This is a genomic window from Novosphingobium sp. BL-A-41-Hi4A-0G (assembly GCF_055521735.1).
The window spans coordinates 989120-1007032 of sequence record NZ_CM145501.1; the positions used below are offsets into that span (position 1 = coordinate 989120).

Genomic DNA, 17913 nt, shown 5'->3' on the forward strand with positions numbered 1-17913 from the left:
CTTCCGGGCCAACGCCGTCAGTCGTCCGATCCGCCCGAGAGCAGGCGCGCGATGGCGAAGCCTGCGATCGCGGCAACGCCGATGGCGACGCCCGGGCTCTTGCGCACGAATTCCTTCACGTCCTCGCCCAGCTCACCCAGGTCCTTGGCTTCGAGCTTGGCTGCGGTTTCCTGGATCGAGCGTGCGGCGCTGCGCGCATAGTCGCCGTACTGGACGCCGAGCTTTTCATCGATGGTGGCCGCAGTGTCCGAAATGGTCTTGCCGAGCGTCCCCAAGGCATCGCTGGCGCGGGCCTTGCCTTCGACGGCGAGGGCGGCACCCTTTTCCTTGGCCTGGCCTGCATAGACCTTGGCTTCGTCGACCCAGTCAGAGGTCGTGCCGCTGACCTTCGCCTTGTAAGCCGCGCCCTTTTCGAGAGCTTCGCCCTTCAGTGCTTCGGCACCGGCCTTGGCTTCCTCGATCGCCTTGCTGAAACGACCCCTGGCCGATTCCGCCGCCGTTTCGGCTGAGGCCGTTGCCGCCATCACCGCGTCATCGATCTTCTTCTTGGTGCTGCGCTTCTTGGGAGCGTCTGCGGGGGTCATCGTGGTCTCGGCCATGTCTTGTATCCCTTCGGCTGTTCGCGCGGGTTGTGAACCCTCGATATGGGCGGTCTTCGCCATCTTGCTAGACCCTTGGCGCTCATTGCAAGAGCCTAGCTCTCAATGACCGCCCCGGATAGGTATGTTGCACTGCAAACGCGGCTTGCCTGCCACGGTTCCAGCCGATAGGAGCCGCGCCAAACCTTGGCGTCTATTTATCGCCAGCCAGCAGGGAGCAGACCATGACTGCGATCATCGACATCCATGCGCGTGAAATTCTCGACAGCCGTGGCAATCCCACGGTCGAAGTTGATATTCTGCTGGAAGACGGCAGCTTCGGCCGCGCCGCCGTTCCCTCGGGTGCCTCGACCGGCGCTCACGAAGCGGTGGAACTGCGCGATGGTGACAAGTCGCGCTATCTTGGCAAGGGCGTGACCAAGGCCGTGACGGCGGTGAATTCGGACATCGCCGAATGCATCCTCGGCATGGACGCCGAAGACCAGCGCGACATCGATCTTGCGATGATCGAACTCGATGGCACCGAGAACAAGGGCCGCCTGGGCGCAAACGCGATCCTCGGCACCAGCCTTGCCGTGGCGAAGGCCGCAGCCGACGCGCGCGGGTTGCCGCTCTACAGCTATGTCGGCGGCGTTGCGGCCCATGTTTTGCCGGTGCCGATGATGAACATCATCAACGGCGGCGAGCATGCCGACAATCCGATCGACTTCCAGGAATTCATGATCATGCCAGTCGGCGCACCTTCGCTTGCCGAGGCCGTGCGCTGGGGCGCCGAAGTCTTCCACACCCTCAAGAAGGGCCTGCACGAGAAGGGCCTTGCAACCGCAGTGGGTGACGAAGGCGGCTTTGCCCCGAACCTTGCCAGCACCCGCGATGCGCTCGATTTCGTGATGGCCTCGATCGAAAAGGCCGGGTTCAAGCCGGGCGTGGACATGATGCTCGCGCTCGACTGCGCCGCGACCGAGTTCTTCAAGAACGGCAAGTACGAGATCAGCGGCGAAGGCCTCTCGCTCTCGCCCGACGCCATGGCCGATTACCTCGCCGCACTGTGCGACGCTTATCCGATCATCTCGATCGAAGATGGCATGAGCGAGGACGACTTCGAAGGCTGGGCCGCGCTCACCGCGAAGGTTGGCAAGCGCGTGCAGCTGGTGGGTGACGACCTGTTCGTGACCAATCCGAAGCGCCTTGAAATGGGCATCGGCAAGGGGCTGGCGAACTCGCTCCTCGTCAAGGTCAACCAGATCGGCTCGCTGACCGAAACGCTCGAGGCCGTCTCGATCGCGCAGCGCAACGGCTACACCGCAGTGATGTCGCACCGTTCGGGCGAGACTGAGGATGCGACCATCGCTGATCTCGCGGTTGCGACCAACTGCGGCCAGATCAAGACCGGCTCACTCGCCCGTTCGGACCGTCTCGCCAAGTACAACCAGCTCATCCGCATCGAGGAAGAACTGGGCGTTTCGGCGCGTTACGCGGGCAAGGCAGCGTTCGGTCGTCTCGGCGCCTGATCGTTCGATTGACGTATCAAAGGGGCGGCTTCCTTCCGGAGGCCGCCTTTTTTGCGTCTGCCCTAGTGGGCGACCCTCAGGGAAGGTGGTTCCACGTTCTCTTCGCTGCGCATGTCGCCTGCGACCTCAGAGAAATAGGCCACCATCTTCTCGTAACCATCGGCTGAAAGGCGCACGAAAACGCGTCGCGCGTCGCTCATGTCGTTCTCGCGCAGGATGAGCCCCTTGTCCTCGAGCACGGTCAGCCAGCGAAGCGCAGTCGTGGCGGGGACCGCTGCTCCGATGCAGGCGCTGGTTACGGGGAGGCGTTTACGTTCCTTGGCCGCAATGAACAGGTCGAGCAGGATGTCCCAGGCAGGTTCTCCAAACAGGGTCGCATCGCGGAAGATGTTCGCTCGCCGTCGTCTGTCGCGATAGGCCGTGCGCGCAACCTCTGCCCAAACCGGGCTGTCCTTGACGCTGTGCGCGCTGGCCACCTCGTCGGTGCGGCCGTCGCCTTCGCTCAATTCCAGTTCGTGTGCGATGGCCAGCAATTCATTGGCGGTTGCGATGAGCCGCCGTGCCTTCGATCTCAGTTGTTCCTTGCCCATCTCCGCACCCCTGTGGCGCAACCCCTATTGCGCTGCCGCGACCGTTCGCCCAACGGTCATGGCAGACACGACATTGGCTAACCTGAGGGCTAGAACCATCCGTGATTGCCCTAAGCGATCTCGCTTAATCAGGATGCTTCTTGCGTAAATTTCCAGCCAAATCAGAGTATTGGCGAAGTTTCTCGATCTATCTCGGAAGACTATACCGCCGTTACGGACCAATTTAGCTGCCTTTGGCTGGGAGTTGGCTCCGATCCGGATTCAACAGGTAGCGCCAGACCCCCCAACCATTGATTCCCAGCAGGGCAATATTCTGGATCACCAGTGATATGGCCGAATTCAAAGCGCCGGAAATGATCCAGGTGATCGAAACGGCCATGAACAAAACGAAGCCCCATCCGGTCCACCGACGGCCGATGTCTGCCGCGACGAGCGCGGCAGCGATGATCGTGCCGATTGCTGCGATCCATTCGATTGGGCCATCCATTCTCACGCTCCTGCTCGCTGAACTTATGCAGACCGAACCGGTGGCGTTGTCGGGCGTTCCGGAGTGACCTGAGTTAATCGGTCATTTGAATGCCTCTTCCAAAGGCCTGCAGTCTCTGTCAGCCTGACCATGGGAGACAAGAGATGGCTGATTTTCCGACGCGGCCGGATGAGGTCGATGCGGCTTGGCTGGAGGCGCAATTCGCGCGGGGCGGGCTGCTCGGTGATGCCCGGATCAGAAGCATCGCGTGGGTCTCGATCGGGACAGGGCAGGTCGGCGATACCGCCCGCTTCACGCTGTCATACGATGGCGAGACGAACGGGGCACCGACGTCGGTCGCGGCCAAGTTCCCGTCGAGCGATCCCACTAGCCGCCAGACTGCAGCGGCCTTCTCGCTCTATTCGCGCGAGGTGATGTTCTACCGCGAGGTCGCTTCGCTTTCGGCCATGCGGGTGCCGAAGGTCCACGCGGCCGAACTTGACGCGAACGGGTGCGATTTCGTGCTGCTGTTTGAAGACCTCGGACCATGCGCGGCTGGGAATCAGCTGGTTGGCTGCACTTTGGCGGAGGCCGAGCAGGCCATGCTTCAGGCCGCTGCCCTTCATGCCCCGACCCGCGATCATCCGGTGCTTGACGCGGAATGGCTGCAGCTCGATCCGCAGGCCAGCGCTTCACTGCGCGCGCTCTATCCCCAAGCCCAGGCGATCTTTCGCGAGCGCTACGCCGATCTGCTTGAGCCCGAACTCATGGCCATTTGCGAGACGCTGAACGACAACCTCGACCTCTGGTTCGACCGCAAGCATTCGAGCCGCTGCTTCCTGCATGGCGACTTCCGGCTCGACAACATGCTGTTCGGGATCAGGGGCGGCGCAGAGCCGATCGCGCTGGTCGACTGGCAGACTTCTGCGGTCGGCTGCGGGCTGACCGACATCGGCTACTTCCTCGGTTGCGGCACGGGGTCTGCCTTGCGGCGTCCGAACGAAGCGGCGCTTCTGGACCTGTATTGCGCCGAGATGACCAGGCTGGGGGTCCCGCTGACGCGCGAGGGCATTTGGGACGATTACCGCATCGGCGCGCTGCATGGGGTGTCGACCGCCGTATTCAGTGCCGCCTTCGTGGTGCGCACCGAACGGGGCGATGCGAACTTCCTGTCGATGGCGCGGGGCGCCTGCGAACTTGCGCTCGAACATGACAGCCTTGGTGCCTTGAAGCGCCGGATGGAGCACGCCTGATGTTGACCAAGGGTGACGATTTTCCGCTGCATCAGACGCCCGAGCCGGTGGCCTATGCAGGGACCGACCGGAACTTCTACGATCGGTACTTCTTCAATGGCTATGCGCCTGATGGCTCTGGCTTCTTTGCGGTCGCCTTCGGAATCTATCCGCATCTCAATGTTGCCGATGCGCATTTCTCGTGCATTCGCGATGGGGTACAGCACAATCTTCATGCTTCGCGCGAACTCAACATGGAGCGCTTCGACCTGACCGTGGGGCCGATCAGCATTGAGGTGATCGAGCCGTTGAAGGTCTTGCGGGTAAGAGTCTCCGGGGAAGGGCTGAGTGCCGAACTGACCTTCACCGGTCGTGCGTTCCCGATCGAGGAGCCGCGCTTCACTTACCGGATCGGTCCGCGCACGTTCATGGACTACACGCGTCTGACCCAGAACGGACACTACACCGGCTGGATCGAGATCGACGGCAAGCGCACCGATCTTGCGCCCGGCACCTGCGGCACGCGGGACCGCAGCTGGGGCGTGCGTCCGGTCGGAACGTCCGACGCGCAACCGCACGGACACGGCGTGGTCAGCAGCTTCTTCTGGCAGTGGACCCCGGTCAATCTGCCCACCCGCAGCCTGTTCTTCCACGTCAATGCCGACCGTCGTGGCGCGCCGTGGAACACGCGGGCCGTCATCGCGCCGGACGGGGCAGGGCATGACGGCTTCTACGAGACACCCTCATGCGGGATGACATCCCCGATGCAGCCGGGCACACGCTGGCCCGCCAGCGGCACGCTCACGGTGCAGCGGCCGGAGGGGCCGCTCGAACTGACTTTCGAGCCTGTGCTGCGCTTCCAGATGCGCGGGCTGGGGTACACCAGTCCCAAGTGGGGTCACGGGCTGTACCATGGAGCGCTTGCCGTTGAACGCGAGGACTTCCTGCTCGCCACGCTTGATCCGATGGTTCCAAGCCTCGAGAACCTGCACGTGCAGATGATCTCGCGCGTCACAACCAGCGATGGGGAGGTCGGGATCGGCGGGTTCGAGCAACTGGTGATCGGCCCCTACGAGCCGTGGGGACTGAAGGAGTACTTCGATGCCGGCTAGCAGCAGGTATTCCGCGCTCAAACTGGCGGGCGTCATCACGCTGGGCCTGTTTGCGGGAGCGGCGTCTGCGTTCGTGTCGATGAAGCATTTCGGCATGGGCAGCGAAGAGCACATGGGCTGGTCGGGAAGCCGGGTGACTGGGTCCAGCGAGGCTGGCCCCATGTTGCGCGCACGCGTGGCATTGACCGGGTTGCTGGCGCTCAATCGCAGCCAGGCGATCTACTTCACGCGCAAGGTCGATGATCTGGGTGAGCCCTTGCGCGAGGGGTGTCACTATCGGCTCTCGGGCGGGCCGCTACCGGGGCGCTGGTGGTCGATAACCGCTTATGCGGCGGACGATTACCTGCCGGAGAACAACGACGATGCCCTTTCGGTCGATGCGTCGGAAGTCCGGCCGGATGCGAACGGAGCATGGCAGGCAGAGGCGGGACCAAGCCGTAATCCGGCGATGCCATGGCTTTCCACCCGCAAGGCTGGAAAGTTCGACCTGACCTTGCGCATCTACAATCCCACACCCCAGGCGCAGCAGGATTTCGGCACCATACCGTTCCCCAAGGTGGAGCGCGTCTCTTGCGGAGATCCACAATGAAGCCCGCGTTGCGTTATCTGCTCGCCTTCGTCGCGGCGGCCGGGATCGGGCATTTGGGCACGATCTTCCTCGCCCCCAACGCGATCATGCATCTGGCGATGACAAAACTTTCCGAAGACGGGAAGCTGATCAACGCATTCCGCTTTTCGGATCGCACGACCTCGGCTTCGCGCTGGGTGGTGCGGCCTTCGCCGGACCTGGCCTATGCCAGCTGCGTCTATGATCTATCGAACGGGCCGATACTGGTTGACGTTCCCGCGACGCCCGGCGGTGGCTATGTCTCGGTGTCGGTCTTTGCCGGGAACACCGACAATGTCGCCGTGATGGATTCCATCGGGAGCCCCAAGGGGATACGCTTCGTTCTTCAGAAGGAACATAAGCTGGTGCATCCCGGCCAAGAGCCTGTGATCACCACACCGACGACCCGTGGCATCATCCTCGACCGCAGGCTGGCGCCAACGCAGGCTGCGTTCGAAGTGGCGGACAAGGCGCGCCGGTTGGATACCTGCGCGCCTCTCGGCTAGGCGATCAGCCCCAGCGTTCGCGCAGGGCGAGGAGGGCCATCGCCGCCTTGGCCGCTTCGCCGCCCTTGTCCTTCTGCGCAGGGTCCGCGCGGACCAGAGCCTGAGCTTCATTCTCGACCGTGAGAATGCCGTTGCCGATGGCGAGGCCGTCCATCGTCAGCGCCATGATGCCGCGCGCGCTCTCGCCTGCGACGATCTCGAAGTGGTAGGTTTCGCCGCGGATCACCACGCCGATGGCGACGAAGCCGTCATAGTCTTCCGACTGGTCGGCCATGGCGATCGCGCCGGGGATCTCGAGAGCGCCGGGGACGGTGATGACCTCGACCTTGTGTCCGGCTGCCTTCAGCGCCGCCTTTGCGCCTGCCACCAGCATGTCGTTGAGGTGGTCATAGAAGCGGGCTTCGACGATCAGGAACTTGGCCATGGAAAACGGTCCTCGGGAAAAACTGTGGGGGGCGCAGTTCGCGCAGGCGGAGCCTTACAGACGTGTCCAGTCAATTGCTACGCTGATGCGCAGTGTAACGTTTGCGCACCGGTCTCGTGGCTGGAAATGATTCGGACAACTAAATGACGCATCAGTGACATGATTCGTCATTTGTCACATTATGATGTTGCCATCAAGCTGGGAATGTCATCATGATGTCATACATTTTTATGCAATCGTTGCCAAAATGGTCACGTCTGCAACGACCTTCCCTTACGGAAACCCGCATTTTTAATTATCCGGTTGACAAAGAATCGTCGAAGTTATGTCCTGTCCTTCAGGCAACCCGCGGTCAATGACGGGTGCCGCTGGAGAGAGAGGTCTGACTATGAGGGGCAAGCTTTCCCTGCTTGCGGGCGTGTGCGCCGCAGCCGTCGCTACACCGGTTTTCGCCCAGAGTGCGCCGCAATCGGCTAGCGAAAATGTTGGTCTTGAAGAAATCATCGTTACCGCGCAGCGCCAGGCCCAGTCGCTGCAGGACGTGCCGATCGCCGTTTCGGCATTCTCTGCCGAAAACCTGACCAAGCAGCAGATCCAGAACTCCTCCGACCTGCAGCTCTCGCTGCCGAACGTCACGTTCACCAAGACGAACTTCACCTCGTCGAGCTTCACCATCCGTGGCATTGGTGACCTTTGCGTCGGCGTTTCTTGCGATGCCGCAACCGGCATCCACCTCAATGATATGCCGATGGTGTCGAGCCGTCTGTTCGAAACCGAATTTGTAGATTTCCGCTGAGAAGTGACCCGGTATTTCCATCGAGAATTGACCCGGGTGATGGTATGTCCCGCAGAGCGGGTTTTGGGTCAAGCTGGTGATTTTTCCTTTCGTGGTTTTGGTGAGGCAGAGCTGGCCCTGAACCGGAAGCTGTCATTGCCAGTTTCGATGATGTGGCAATGATGGGTTAGCCGATCCAGCAGGGCTGTGGTCATCTTGGCATCGCTGAATACCTCGGCCCATTCGCTGAAGCTGAGGTTAGTGGTGATCACGACGCTGGTGCGTTCGTACAATTTGCTGAGCAGGTGGAACAGCAAAGCTCCGCCTGATGGGCTGAACGGCAGATAGCCCAGTTCATCAAGGATGATGAGATCGAGCTTGAGCAGACGTTCGGCAATCTGCCCCGCCTTGTTGGCTGCTTTTTCCTGTTCGAGCGCATTGACCAGATCGACCGTGGCAAAGAAGCGCACTTTTCTGCGGTGATGTTCGACGGCTTGAACTCCCAGCGCAGTGGCGATGTGCGATTTGCCGGTTCCGGGCCCGCCAATCAGTACTACGTTGTCAGCGCCGTCGATGAACTCGCCACCATGGAGTTGCCGAACCAGGGCCTCGTTGGCCTCGCTGGATGCGAAGTCGAACCCGGCCAGGTCTTTGTAAGCTGGGAACCGGGCGGCCTTGATCTGATAAGCAATCGAGCGGACCTCACGTTCGGCCATCTCGGCTTTGAGCAACTGGGAGACCATCGGCACTGCGGCACTGAAGGCTGGGGCGCCTTGCTCGATAAGGTCCCCCACTGCTTGGGCCATGCCATACAACTTCAGCGCCTTGAGCATGACGACAACGGCGGCACTGGCGGGGTCATGACGCATGACGCAGCCCTCCCTCACGCAGGGCATCATAACGTCCGACATTGGCCAACGGCTCTTGCGCAAGGCGCAAAGCCTGCGGTGCGTCAATCGGCGCTGCCGGTGGAGCCTTACCATCGATCAGGCGGTGCAGGATATTGAGGACGTGGGTCTTGGTGGCGACGCCCGCATCCAGCGCCAGTTCGACAGCGCAAAGCACTGCCTGTTCGTCATGTTGCAGCACCAACGCCAATATCTCCGCCATCTCCTTGTCTCCGCCGGGACGACGTAGGAGCTGGCTTTGCAGCTGCTTGAAGGCCTCTGGGAGCTGCAAGAATGGCGCGCCATTGCGCAGTGCTCCCGGCTTGCGCTGGACTACTGCCAGATAATGCCGCCAGTCATAAATTGTCCGCCCGCCAGTGTGGTGGGATCGGTCAATGATTCTGGCATGTTCGCAAAGGATCTGCCCCTCGGCCGCCACCACGATCCGCTCGGGGTAGATCCTGATGCTGACCGGGCGGTTGGCAAAGGATGCCGGGACGCTGTACCGATTGCGTTCAAAGCTGATGAGGCAGATCGGGGACACCCGCTTGGTGTGTTCGACAAAACCATCGAAGGTCCGCCCCAGCGGCATCAGACTACCAACCTCAGCGGCGTGTACATCGGCTACGGTGCCGGGCAAGTTGCCATGTTGGATCTCACCCCATTGCGCGATGCATTGTTCCTCGAGCCAGGCATTGAGCGCATGGATATCCGGGAAGCTCGGCAACTTCTGCCACAGCCGCCGCCGTGCATCTTGCACGTTCTTCTCGACTTGGCCCTTCTCCCACCCCGAGGCCGGATTGCAGAATGCAGGCTCGAACAAGTAGTGGCTGGCCATTGCGGTGAAGCGCGCGTTGACCTGTCGGGCTTTGCCCTTGCCGATCTTATCGACCGCAGTTCGCATGTTATCGAAGATCCCGCGCTGCGGCACACCACCCAGCACGCGGAATGCCTGCGTCAGTGCATCAAACAGCATCTCATGCGTCTGTAACGGATAGGCCCGCACGATGAACGCCTTGCTGTGTGATAGTTTGGTATGGGCCGCCTGCAGCTTGACACGCTCGCCACCAAGAATTGCCCAATCTTCGCTCCAGTCGAACTGGAACGCCTCACCTGGCTGGAAAACCAAAGGCACGTATGTTCCGCGGCCACTGGCCTGCTGTGCCAAGAGACGGCCTGCCTTCCAATCCCGCACATAGGCAGCGACACGATTATAGGACCCTTCGTAGCCCAATACGGCCAGATCAGCATGCATCTGCTTCGCCGTGCGCTTCTGCTTGCGCGATTTGCCAGCCTCGATTTGTAACCAACCCGTCAGCTTCTCAGCAAACGGGTCCAGCTTGCTCGACCGGTCAGGTACCTTGAACTGCGGCACCACCGTATCCGCGCGCAGATACTTGCGGATCGTGTTGCGCGACAAACCGGTGCGCCGCTCAATCTCACGAAGCGGGATCTTATCACGAAGGCGCCACCGGCGAATTACACTCAATAAATCCATGTCGATCACTCCCGATACCCCTGACTGGTCAGCCAGGGGCGGGTTCAAACATGGGTCAATTCTCAATGGAAATTTATGCCCTTACCGGGTCACTTCTCAGCGGAAATCTACACCGAATTCTTTGATCTGGAACGCATCGAAGTGCTGCGCGGTCCGCAGGGAACTCTGTTCGGTCGCAACGCAACCTCGGGCGTGGTCAACGTCATCACCGCAAAGCCCGACCTGTCCGGCTTTGGTGCAGCGGGCGAAGCAGACTACGGTCGCTACAACTCGGTCCGCCTGAAGGGCATGGTCAACGTGCCGCTGGGCGAGACGCTCGGTGTCCGTCTTGCCGGCATGTACAACCGTCGCGACGGTTACACTTACAACATCGGCACGAACAGCCGGATCGACGGTCGCGACATGTATGCGTTCCGCGGTTCGCTGCGCTGGGAGCCGAGCCCCGACACCACGATCGATCTGTCGGCATACTATTTCCGCGAGAACGACAGCCGCAGCCGCGTCCAGAAGCAGCTCTGCCATCGTGACCCGACCGGCGTCCTTGGCTGCTTGCCCGACAAGCTCGCCAACGAGACGACCAATGCGGACTCTACGCTCGCCGCACTGCTCAGCTCGCGCGAATTCTTTGGTATCGCGGTCTCGCCTGCATTTGCGCCGCTTGGATTGGGCAGCATCTATGCCGATGATGGCGACAACTTCTCCGGTGCTACGAACCCGGCAGATGTCCGCACCGTCAACATCGACTACCTGCCGACCTACTTTGCGCAGGAAGAAGTCTACCAGGGCAAGCTCCAGCAGGCACTGGGCGATAGCCTCACGCTGAATGTGACTGCCGGCTACTCGAAGAACGAAGTTCGCAGCCGGACGGACTACAATCTTGCAACAGAGCGCAGCCTTGTCGGCAATCCGGGGCTATATGCGCTGGCCGCCTTTGCGCAGAGCCCTGCACTGGGCTTCGCTTTCGCCCCGATCGCTGCACGTCTGATCCCGAACGGTCCGACGGGCAAGATCTGCCAGTCGGACATCGATCCGAACAATGTCGGTGTCTACGGCGCCGGCAACAAGGCAATCTGCGCCAACACCTCGCTCGACTTCGACGAATCGAGCCAGACCTACAAGCAGTACGCGGCTGAAGCGCACATCGACTCCGACTTTGATGGCATGTTCAACTTCCTGATCGGTGCCAACTACCTGCGTGGCGTCACGACGAACAACAGCTACTACGTCAACTCGTTCGGCCTCGATTACGCAGCCGGCCTGCTTGGCGCCGCAGCCGCTACCACCGGAGCCTTCGGCCCGAACCCGGTGTTCCGTCCGTCGCCGTTCTTCCGCAGCAACACCGATCGCGGTACGCTCGACAGCTACGGCATCTTCGGTGAGAGCTACTTCAAGTTCAGCGACAAGGTTAAGCTGACCCTCGGTCTTCGCTACAACCACGACAAGAAGTTCACTCGCGCCCGCACGACCCTGCTCAGCGACGGTCGGTCTAGCGAGTTTGCCGGCGGTCAGGCGATCTATGCTCTCGTCGGGGCAGAATCGCTTGAAAAGGCGCTGAACTTCGCAGGAGCGGATTTCGACAAGGGTGTTGCTGGCGTTCAAGCCTTCCAGGAACGCTCGGTCAGCTTCGGTCGCTTCACCGGCCGTGCCGTGCTCGATTACCAGATCACTCCGGACAACCTGGTGTATCTGTCTTACTCGCGCGGCTACAAGTCGGGCGGCATCAACCCGCCGCTTTCGGTCGGTTCCGTGAATGACTCGTTCAAGCCGGAATCTGTCGACGCGTTCGAACTCGGTTCGAAGAACCGGTTCGGCGCACTGCAGCTCAACCTTTCGGCGTTCTACTACCGCTACAAGGACCTGCAGCTCAGCCGCATCACGGCGCGCACCTCGGTCAACGACAACATCGATGCCAACATTTATGGCCTCGAAGCTGAAGCGATCATGGCACCGACCCGCCACTTGCTGGTCAACATGTCGGCCAGCTACCTCAAGACCAAGGTCGTCGGCGACCAGTTCTTCGTCGATACCCGCGACGTTTCGGCTGGTCGTTCCGATACGGTTATCATCAAGGACATCACGCTCGGTTCGAACTGCGCCGTCACCGGTGCCAGCGCAGCTGCAGCCAATGCCTTCGTGAACGCGATCAATGGCGGCGTCGGCCTTCGCGGCACTACGCCGATCCCAGGCACCAACACGACCGGTGCCTTCTCGATCTGCGGGGCTCTCGCAGCCCAGGCAGCCGGTCCGGTTGGCACAGCCTTCGGTGGCATCCGTGTCAGCTCGGGCATCGAGAAGAACGTGAAGGGCAATCAGCTCCCGCAGGCACCTGAGTTCAAGTGGTCGGCAGGCGTCCAGTACACGATCGAGATGGGCGACATGACGATCGTGCCGCGCTTCGACATCAACTACACCGGTGAAAGCTACGGCACGATCTTCAACGGCAACATCAACCGGATCAAGGGCTACGACGTGATGAACGCCCAGATCCAGCTGAACGGGAAGGATGACCGCTGGTACGTGCGCGGCTACATCCAGAACATCGGCAACAACAACGCGACGACCGGTCTTTACGTCACCGACCAGTCGTCGGGTCTGTTCACCAACATCTTCACGCTGGAGCCGCGCCGCTATGGCGTGGCCGCCGGCTTCAAGTTCTAAGCTTCGACGTCGAACCAGACGCGAAAACCTTGCGCCGGGACCCTTGGGGTTCCGGCGCTTTTTCTTGATCAGTCGAATTGGGCGCGTGGAACGCCGCTTCCGTCATAGACGGGCTGCTTCTGCGTTACGCGATACTTGTCCACTTCGGCCCCCGTCATTCCTGCTTCGGCAAGGTATCCGGCCATGGCGCGGTAGAGCGGTCCTTCCAGATGCTCGGCCAGCGCATCGACGCTGTCCCATTCCTCGAACACCCAGATCCGGTGAGGCTTCAGCGGATCGGCATTCCACACATAGTGGATGCAGCCGCGCTCTTCGTAGGTCGGCAGGATGAACTGCGCGCCTCCGCGGACGATGTCCGCCGCGTCCTTCCCTTCGAAGTCGATCCAGCCCCAAAGTGTCACCCGCTCCATGCCTGTTCTCCCTGTTCGCGTTGGCCATGGTCTAGGTGGACAATGATCACCCCGGAATTGGCGTTTCCATCAGGTGGACCGGTGAAATCAGAATTTCGAGCTCCTGTGCCGTCACATCCCCGGATAGCCGTAGAGTGGCGCACAGGCCTCACGCCGGCTGTATACGTATGTCGCCAGCTTGCCGTCGGGACGGTGGCTGTTAGCCTCGTCATCCGAAAACATAGTACGGGGGATCAAGGTGATGACGAAAAGCGGGCTATGGCTTGCAGGCCTCTCGATGGCGGTCTCCCAGATTGCTCCGGTGGCTGCTTTCGCCGAAACATCTCCTTCGCAGACCGCCACCCGGTTCACGTCAGAGCGACCGGTCGCCAGAGTCGACTACTGGCAGAAGCGCGCAGCGGAGATCGATCTGCAACTGGCCAGCGAGAAGAGCCTCGAGCCCGTCCGCATCGCCTTTGTCGGAGACTCTATCACCGACTTCTGGCACCTCGATGCCAATCCCTGGTTTCCCGGTCTCTATTGCGGTCGCGCAATCTGGGATGAAACCTTCGCAGGGACATCGCCCGAACTAAACGCGATCAATCTTGGCGTGTCGGGCGATCGCATCGAGCATGTGCTCCATCGCCTTCTTCCAGTCGCGCAAGGTGGGCAGGGGTGGCTTGACCGACCAGATCTGAAGCCCGCCACGATTTTCGTGATGTTGGGCATCAACAACTCGTTCGATTCCGAAAGTCCCGCGACCACAAGCATCTAAAATGGCGTGCTCGCTGTCGTGGCGCGTATCCACGAGCGCAAGCCCGATGCGAGGATCGTCATACAGTCGCTGCTTCCGACGGACTCTGCCACGAAGAACCGCGATCTGGTCATGCCCGTCAATGACATGCTGCGCGCCTATGCTGCCGCAAACGGCATGTCCTATCTTGATCTTTATAGCGGCTTTGTCGACGCTACGGGCACCCAGCGCCGCGATCTGTTCAACGACGCTCTGCATCCAAGCCGGGATGGCTACCGGGTCTGGCGGGATCGTCTTGTCGCCTTCCTTAAGCCGGGCAATTCATGATGCCAGCAGTGCGACAGTCGAACCGACCGCTGCACGCGAGGTTGGAACCAGAGCGGAAAATGTGGAGTGGTGGACGCACTAGGGCTCGAACCTAGGACCCGCTGATTAAGAGTCAGCTGCTCTACCAACTGAGCTATGCGTCCGTACCCGGCAAGGAACCGCTTGGTGGCGGTGAGGGGAAGGCGATGGTGGTGGACGCACTAGGGCTCGAACCTAGGACCCGCTGATTAAGAGTCAGCTGCTCTACCAACTGAGCTATGCGTCCATGCCATCAGGCATTCCCGTTCGGGAGCCGCCCCAATAGCGATTTTCTGACGGCTGCCAAGCCCAAAATTTGCGTTTTTCAGGACAGGCTGCGTGGAGCGTTCCGGCTCCAGCGTTCCACCGCCATGATCGTGCCGACACAGATCATGTTCGTCATCATCGAGGATCCGCCGTGGCTCATCCATGGCAGCGGAATGCCCACAACGGGAGCCAGCCCCATGACCATCATCAGGTTGATGCACATGTAGAAAAAGATGGTCATCGTCATGCCCGCCGCGAGCAGTCGCGAGAACCGGTCGGGCGCGTTTGTGGCGACTTTCAGGCCCCAACGGAAAATCAGCCCGAATACGATCAGGACGAACAATCCGCCAAGCATGCCCCATTCCTCGGCCATTGTGGCGAACACGAAGTCGGTGTGCGCTTCCGGCAGGTAATTGAGATGGCTCTGCGATCCGTTGCCGAAGCCCTTGCCGATGATTCCGCCCGATCCGATGGCAATCTTGGATTGGGTAATGTGATATCCGGTGCCTAGCGGATCGCTTTCCGGATCGAGGAACACGAGGACTCGGTTGCGCTGATAGTCATGCAGCAGGAAGAAGAACGCCAGTGGTGCGGCAACCAACCCTGCCGCTCCTGCACCTAGGAACCAGCGCAACGGGAGCCCTGCAAGAAACATCACGACCACAGCGCCGAAGGTTATGGCAAGGCCGGTGCCAAGGTCAGGCTGCAGCATGACGAGGCCTGCAGGCAGGCCGAGCAGCAAGCCTGCCGGAATGAGCGCGCGCCAGCCTTGCGTCTCGCCGATGGGCAGCACGGAATAGAACCAGGCGAGCACGAGCACAATCCCCGGCTTCATCAGTTCCGAAGGCTGCAACGTCATGAAGCCCAGATTGAGCCAGCGCTGGCTCCCGCCGCCGATCCCGCCGATCAGTTCGACAAGTATGAGCAGGAAGCAGAGCACCCCGTAGACCGGCAAGGCCATCCTGCGGAACAGGTCTTGGGGCAGCCGCGCGATGACCATGGCCATCACAAGGAAGACCACGAAGCGCAGCAGATGCGACATCGACCATGTCTCGAACCGTCCGCCCGCAGCTGAATCCAGCACCGCTGCTCCGAAGCTCACCAACGCCATGAGGGGCAGCAAGACGCCCCAGGGTTGGCGCGCAATCGCGGCCGGGACGTAAGCCTGAGGCATCATTGCCCTCCTGCGACGGGCGGTGACATTGCGGGCGAAGCGTCTGCCGGAGCGACGGCTGGTGCCGACCTGGGCTGTTCAGGCTCCGGTGCCGGCGTGGCTGCATCGGTCTGCGCCGTGGCAGGCTCTGGTGCCGCGCGATTGCCGACCTCGACCTGCTCGGTGAGGTCCTCGTCGTCCGGCACCGGCTTTGGCGCAGAGCCGCCGTACTTCGCCGCAAAGGCATTGTAGCGCGTGGCCATGCGCTGCTGGACGTTGCCACCCCACTGCTTCTCGAATTCCTCGAGCACGGCCATCGCCTTGTCGGGTGCGAAGATGTAGGTCATCACGTCACGTGCGATCGGGTAGGCAGCGCTCGATCCGCCGCCATGCTCGATCACCACCGCGCAGGCATACTTGGGCTTGTCGAACGGTGCGAAGCAGATGAAGTGCCCGTGGTCGCGGTACTTCCAGATCCCGCCCTTGCCATTGCCCATATTGAGCCCGACGACCTGCGCCGTGCCGGTCTTGCCCGCCAGCAGCACGTTGTCGACCGGCAGCCGCGCCCGACCCGCTGTGCCGCGCCCGTTGACCACTTCGCTCATCGCCGCATGGATGTAATCGAGATGCTCCTGGCTGAAGCCCATCGACTTCACCGGCGGCGCATTGCGGTCAAGCAGGAGCCGGGGCATCACTTCACGGCCAGAGGCGATGCGCGATGCCATGACTGCCTGCTGCAGCGGATTGACCAGCATGTACCCTTGGCCGATCGTTGCGTTCACAGTGTCGTAGAGCGCCCACTCCTTCTTGTACTTGCGCATCTTCCAGGCGGGGTCCGGCACGGTGCCATAAGACTGGCCGGGATAGGGCATCGGAAATTCCTGCCCGAGACCCAGCCTGCGCGCCATGGCCGCGATCTTGTCCATCCCGATCTTCTGCGCGAAGTGGTAGAAGTACACATCGCATGACTGGTAGATGCCCTTGGCCATGTCCACTGTGCCGTGCCCGCGGCGCTCCCAGCAGTGAAACACGCGGTTGCCGACACGCAGGCCGCCACTGCAGTTGACCGTGGCATTGGGATCAAGCCCGGCCTCGAGGAACGACAGCGCGACCATGGGCTTGACGGTTGACCCTGGCGGATAGAGCCCGCGCAACACCTTGTTGCGCAAGGGCACATGGTCGTCCTCGGACAGCATCTTCCATTCGACGCGGCCGATGCCATCGGAAAAGCTGTTGGGATCGAAGCTAGGCATCGAGGCCATGGCGAGGATATCGCCCGTTTCGCAGTCCATCACCACGACCGAGCCGGATTCGAGCCCGATGCGCCTTGCCGCATAGTCCTGCAGCCCGGCGTTGATGGTCAGCGCAATCGGCTTGCCCGGCACGTCCTCGCGGGTGCCGAGATCGCGCACGATGCGGCCCGAGGCGGTCGCTTCCACGCGCCGCGCACCGGGAACGCCGCGCAGCCGCGTCTCGAAGTGCTTTTCGAGGCCGTCCTTGCCGATCTTGAAACCCGGCGTGATCAGAAGCGGATTGCGCTCCTTTTCGTAGTCTTCGGCCGAGGCGGCGCCGACATAGCCGACAAGGTGTCCTACCGATGCGCCAGCCGGATAGAAGCGAGAGTAGCCCCGCTGCGGGATCACGCCGGGCAGTTCGGGCAGCCGTACAGAGACCGCGGCGAACTTGTCCCAGTCGAGGCTGGAGGCGACTTCTACCGGCTGGAATCCACGCGCCTTGTCGAGCTTGTCGCGAATATCGCGGACCTTGTCGGGCGAGAGCGAGAGCAGCCCGGCAAGCGTCTGCATCGTCTTGTCCGGATCGTCGACGCGGTCGGGGATGAGGTCGACGCGAAAGTCCGCGCGGTTGGCGGCAAGCGCCTTGCCGAACCGGTCGAGCACCCAGCCACGCCGCGGCGGAATCAGCGTGAGGTTGACGCGGTTGCTTTCGGACGCCGCCTGATACTTCTCGTTCTGCGCTACCGCCAGATAGCCGAGCCTCGTTGCCAGCAGAACGCCTACCCCGGCCTGGAGCGTGCCCAGCACGAAAGTTCGACGCTCGAAGCGATTGGTGAGGATTGCGGAAGTAACCGGCAGGCTCGATTTGCTCGCAAAGTTCCTGCCACCGCCGTTCGACGCCATTC

The 17913-nt window shown here is 61.5% G+C and carries 17 protein-coding genes, 2 tRNA genes and 1 pseudogene; 10 read left to right on the forward strand and 10 right to left on the reverse strand.

Translation table 11 applies throughout. The annotated features are described in order from the left end of the window. Window positions 1-17: 17 nt before the first annotated feature. Entirely contained in the window at window positions 18-599 is a 582-nt protein-coding gene (locus tag ACZ1JX_RS04800; protein ID WP_465125638.1) for a hypothetical protein, read from the reverse strand. 224 nt (window positions 600-823) lie between these two features. Between ACZ1JX_RS04800 and eno the strand changes: the two genes are divergently transcribed. Beyond that, window positions 824-2110, forward strand: coding sequence for a phosphopyruvate hydratase (eno, locus tag ACZ1JX_RS04805; RefSeq protein ID WP_465125639.1), 1287 nt, complete (start codon window positions 824-826; stop codon window positions 2108-2110). Window positions 2111-2172: 62 nt separating this feature from the next. Here the strand turns inward: eno and ACZ1JX_RS04810 are convergent, their stop codons facing one another. Further along, window positions 2173-2700: a MarR family transcriptional regulator gene (locus tag ACZ1JX_RS04810; protein WP_465125640.1), complete on the reverse strand. Its 528-nt coding sequence runs from the start codon at window positions 2698-2700 to the stop codon at window positions 2173-2175. 329 nt (window positions 2701-3029) lie between these two features. On the opposite strand from ACZ1JX_RS04810, the gene ACZ1JX_RS04815 reads away from it, so the two are divergent. The 5 genes from ACZ1JX_RS04815 (at window position 3030) to ACZ1JX_RS04835 (ending at window position 6623) form a co-directional block, all read left to right on the forward strand. Then, complete coding sequence (locus tag ACZ1JX_RS04815; protein WP_465125641.1) at window positions 3030-3254, forward strand: hypothetical protein; 225 nt, start codon at window positions 3030-3032, stop codon at window positions 3252-3254. A gap of 76 nt (window positions 3255-3330) precedes the next feature. Then, window positions 3331-4419 carry a phosphotransferase family protein gene (locus tag ACZ1JX_RS04820; protein WP_465125642.1) on the forward strand — a complete coding sequence of 363 codons (1089 nt, stop codon included), beginning with the start codon at window positions 3331-3333 and terminating at the stop codon, window positions 4417-4419. Beyond that, window positions 4419-5510, forward strand: a complete 1092-nt coding sequence (locus tag ACZ1JX_RS04825) for an Rv3169 family protein (RefSeq protein WP_465125643.1) — start codon at window positions 4419-4421, stop codon at window positions 5508-5510. Before ACZ1JX_RS04820 ends, ACZ1JX_RS04825 begins: the two co-directional genes overlap by 1 nt. Next, complete coding sequence (locus ACZ1JX_RS04830; protein WP_465125644.1) at window positions 5500-6099, forward strand: DUF1214 domain-containing protein; 600 nt, start codon at window positions 5500-5502, stop codon at window positions 6097-6099. The genes ACZ1JX_RS04825 and ACZ1JX_RS04830 overlap by 11 nt, the downstream gene beginning before the upstream one ends. Further along, window positions 6096-6623 (forward strand): DUF1254 domain-containing protein, encoded by a 528-nt coding sequence (locus ACZ1JX_RS04835; protein ID WP_465125645.1) that lies wholly within the window; start codon window positions 6096-6098, stop codon window positions 6621-6623. Before ACZ1JX_RS04830 ends, ACZ1JX_RS04835 begins: the two co-directional genes overlap by 4 nt. 4 nt (window positions 6624-6627) lie before the next feature. On the opposite strand, the gene ribH is transcribed toward ACZ1JX_RS04835, so the two are convergent. Beyond that, window positions 6628-7047 (reverse strand): 6,7-dimethyl-8-ribityllumazine synthase, encoded by a 420-nt coding sequence (ribH, locus tag ACZ1JX_RS04840; protein WP_465125646.1) that lies wholly within the window; start codon window positions 7045-7047, stop codon window positions 6628-6630. A 388-nt stretch (window positions 7048-7435) separates the two neighbouring features. Between ribH and ACZ1JX_RS04845 the strand changes: the two are divergent. Beyond that, window positions 7436-7834 (forward strand): annotated as a pseudogene (locus ACZ1JX_RS04845) (TonB-dependent receptor plug domain-containing protein); the annotation flags it as partial. A 77-nt stretch (window positions 7835-7911) separates the two neighbouring features. Here ACZ1JX_RS04845 and istB read toward each other — a convergent pair. Together istB and istA are read right to left on the reverse strand one after the other, a co-directional pair. Beyond that, window positions 7912-8691, reverse strand: a complete 780-nt coding sequence (istB, locus tag ACZ1JX_RS04850; RefSeq protein WP_086740912.1) for an IS21-like element helper ATPase IstB — start codon at window positions 8689-8691, stop codon at window positions 7912-7914. Next, entirely contained in the window at window positions 8681-10207 is a 1527-nt protein-coding gene (gene istA, locus ACZ1JX_RS04855; RefSeq protein ID WP_277788710.1) for an IS21 family transposase, read from the reverse strand. Before istA ends, istB begins: the two co-directional genes overlap by 11 nt. 75 nt (window positions 10208-10282) lie before the next feature. On the opposite strand from istA, the gene ACZ1JX_RS04860 reads away from it, so the two are divergent. Further along, window positions 10283-12865, forward strand: coding sequence for a TonB-dependent receptor (locus ACZ1JX_RS04860; protein WP_465125647.1), 2583 nt, complete (start codon window positions 10283-10285; stop codon window positions 12863-12865). A 68-nt stretch (window positions 12866-12933) separates the two neighbouring features. Here ACZ1JX_RS04860 and ACZ1JX_RS04865 read toward each other — a convergent pair whose 3' ends face one another. Further along, window positions 12934-13275 (reverse strand): putative quinol monooxygenase, encoded by a 342-nt coding sequence (locus tag ACZ1JX_RS04865; RefSeq protein ID WP_465125648.1) that lies wholly within the window; start codon window positions 13273-13275, stop codon window positions 12934-12936. A 238-nt stretch (window positions 13276-13513) separates the two neighbouring features. Between ACZ1JX_RS04865 and ACZ1JX_RS04870 the strand changes: the two genes are divergently transcribed. Further along, a complete protein-coding gene (locus tag ACZ1JX_RS04870; RefSeq protein ID WP_465125649.1) occupies window positions 13514-14029 on the forward strand; it encodes an SGNH/GDSL hydrolase family protein in 516 nt (171 codons plus the stop codon). 6 nt (window positions 14030-14035) lie between these two features. After that, entirely contained in the window at window positions 14036-14335 is a 300-nt protein-coding gene (locus ACZ1JX_RS04875; protein ID WP_465125650.1) for an SGNH/GDSL hydrolase family protein, read from the forward strand. A gap of 67 nt (window positions 14336-14402) precedes the next feature. Here ACZ1JX_RS04875 and ACZ1JX_RS04880 read toward each other — a convergent pair. The 4 genes from ACZ1JX_RS04880 to mrdA all read right to left on the reverse strand — a co-directional run bounded on the left by ACZ1JX_RS04880 (window position 14403) and on the right by mrdA (window position 17911). Continuing rightward, window positions 14403-14478, reverse strand: a tRNA-Lys gene (locus tag ACZ1JX_RS04880). A gap of 46 nt (window positions 14479-14524) precedes the next feature. Continuing rightward, a tRNA-Lys gene (locus ACZ1JX_RS04885) sits at window positions 14525-14600 on the reverse strand. 78 nt (window positions 14601-14678) lie between these two features. After that, window positions 14679-15794 carry a rod shape-determining protein RodA gene (gene rodA, locus ACZ1JX_RS04890; RefSeq protein ID WP_465126357.1) on the reverse strand — a complete coding sequence of 372 codons (1116 nt, stop codon included), beginning with the start codon at window positions 15792-15794 and terminating at the stop codon, window positions 14679-14681. Continuing rightward, on the reverse strand, window positions 15794-17911 hold the full coding sequence (gene mrdA / locus ACZ1JX_RS04895) for a penicillin-binding protein 2 (protein ID WP_465125651.1): 2118 nt from the start codon (window positions 17909-17911) through the stop codon (window positions 15794-15796). The genes rodA and mrdA overlap by 1 nt, the downstream gene beginning before the upstream one ends. Window positions 17912-17913 lie beyond the last annotated feature (2 nt).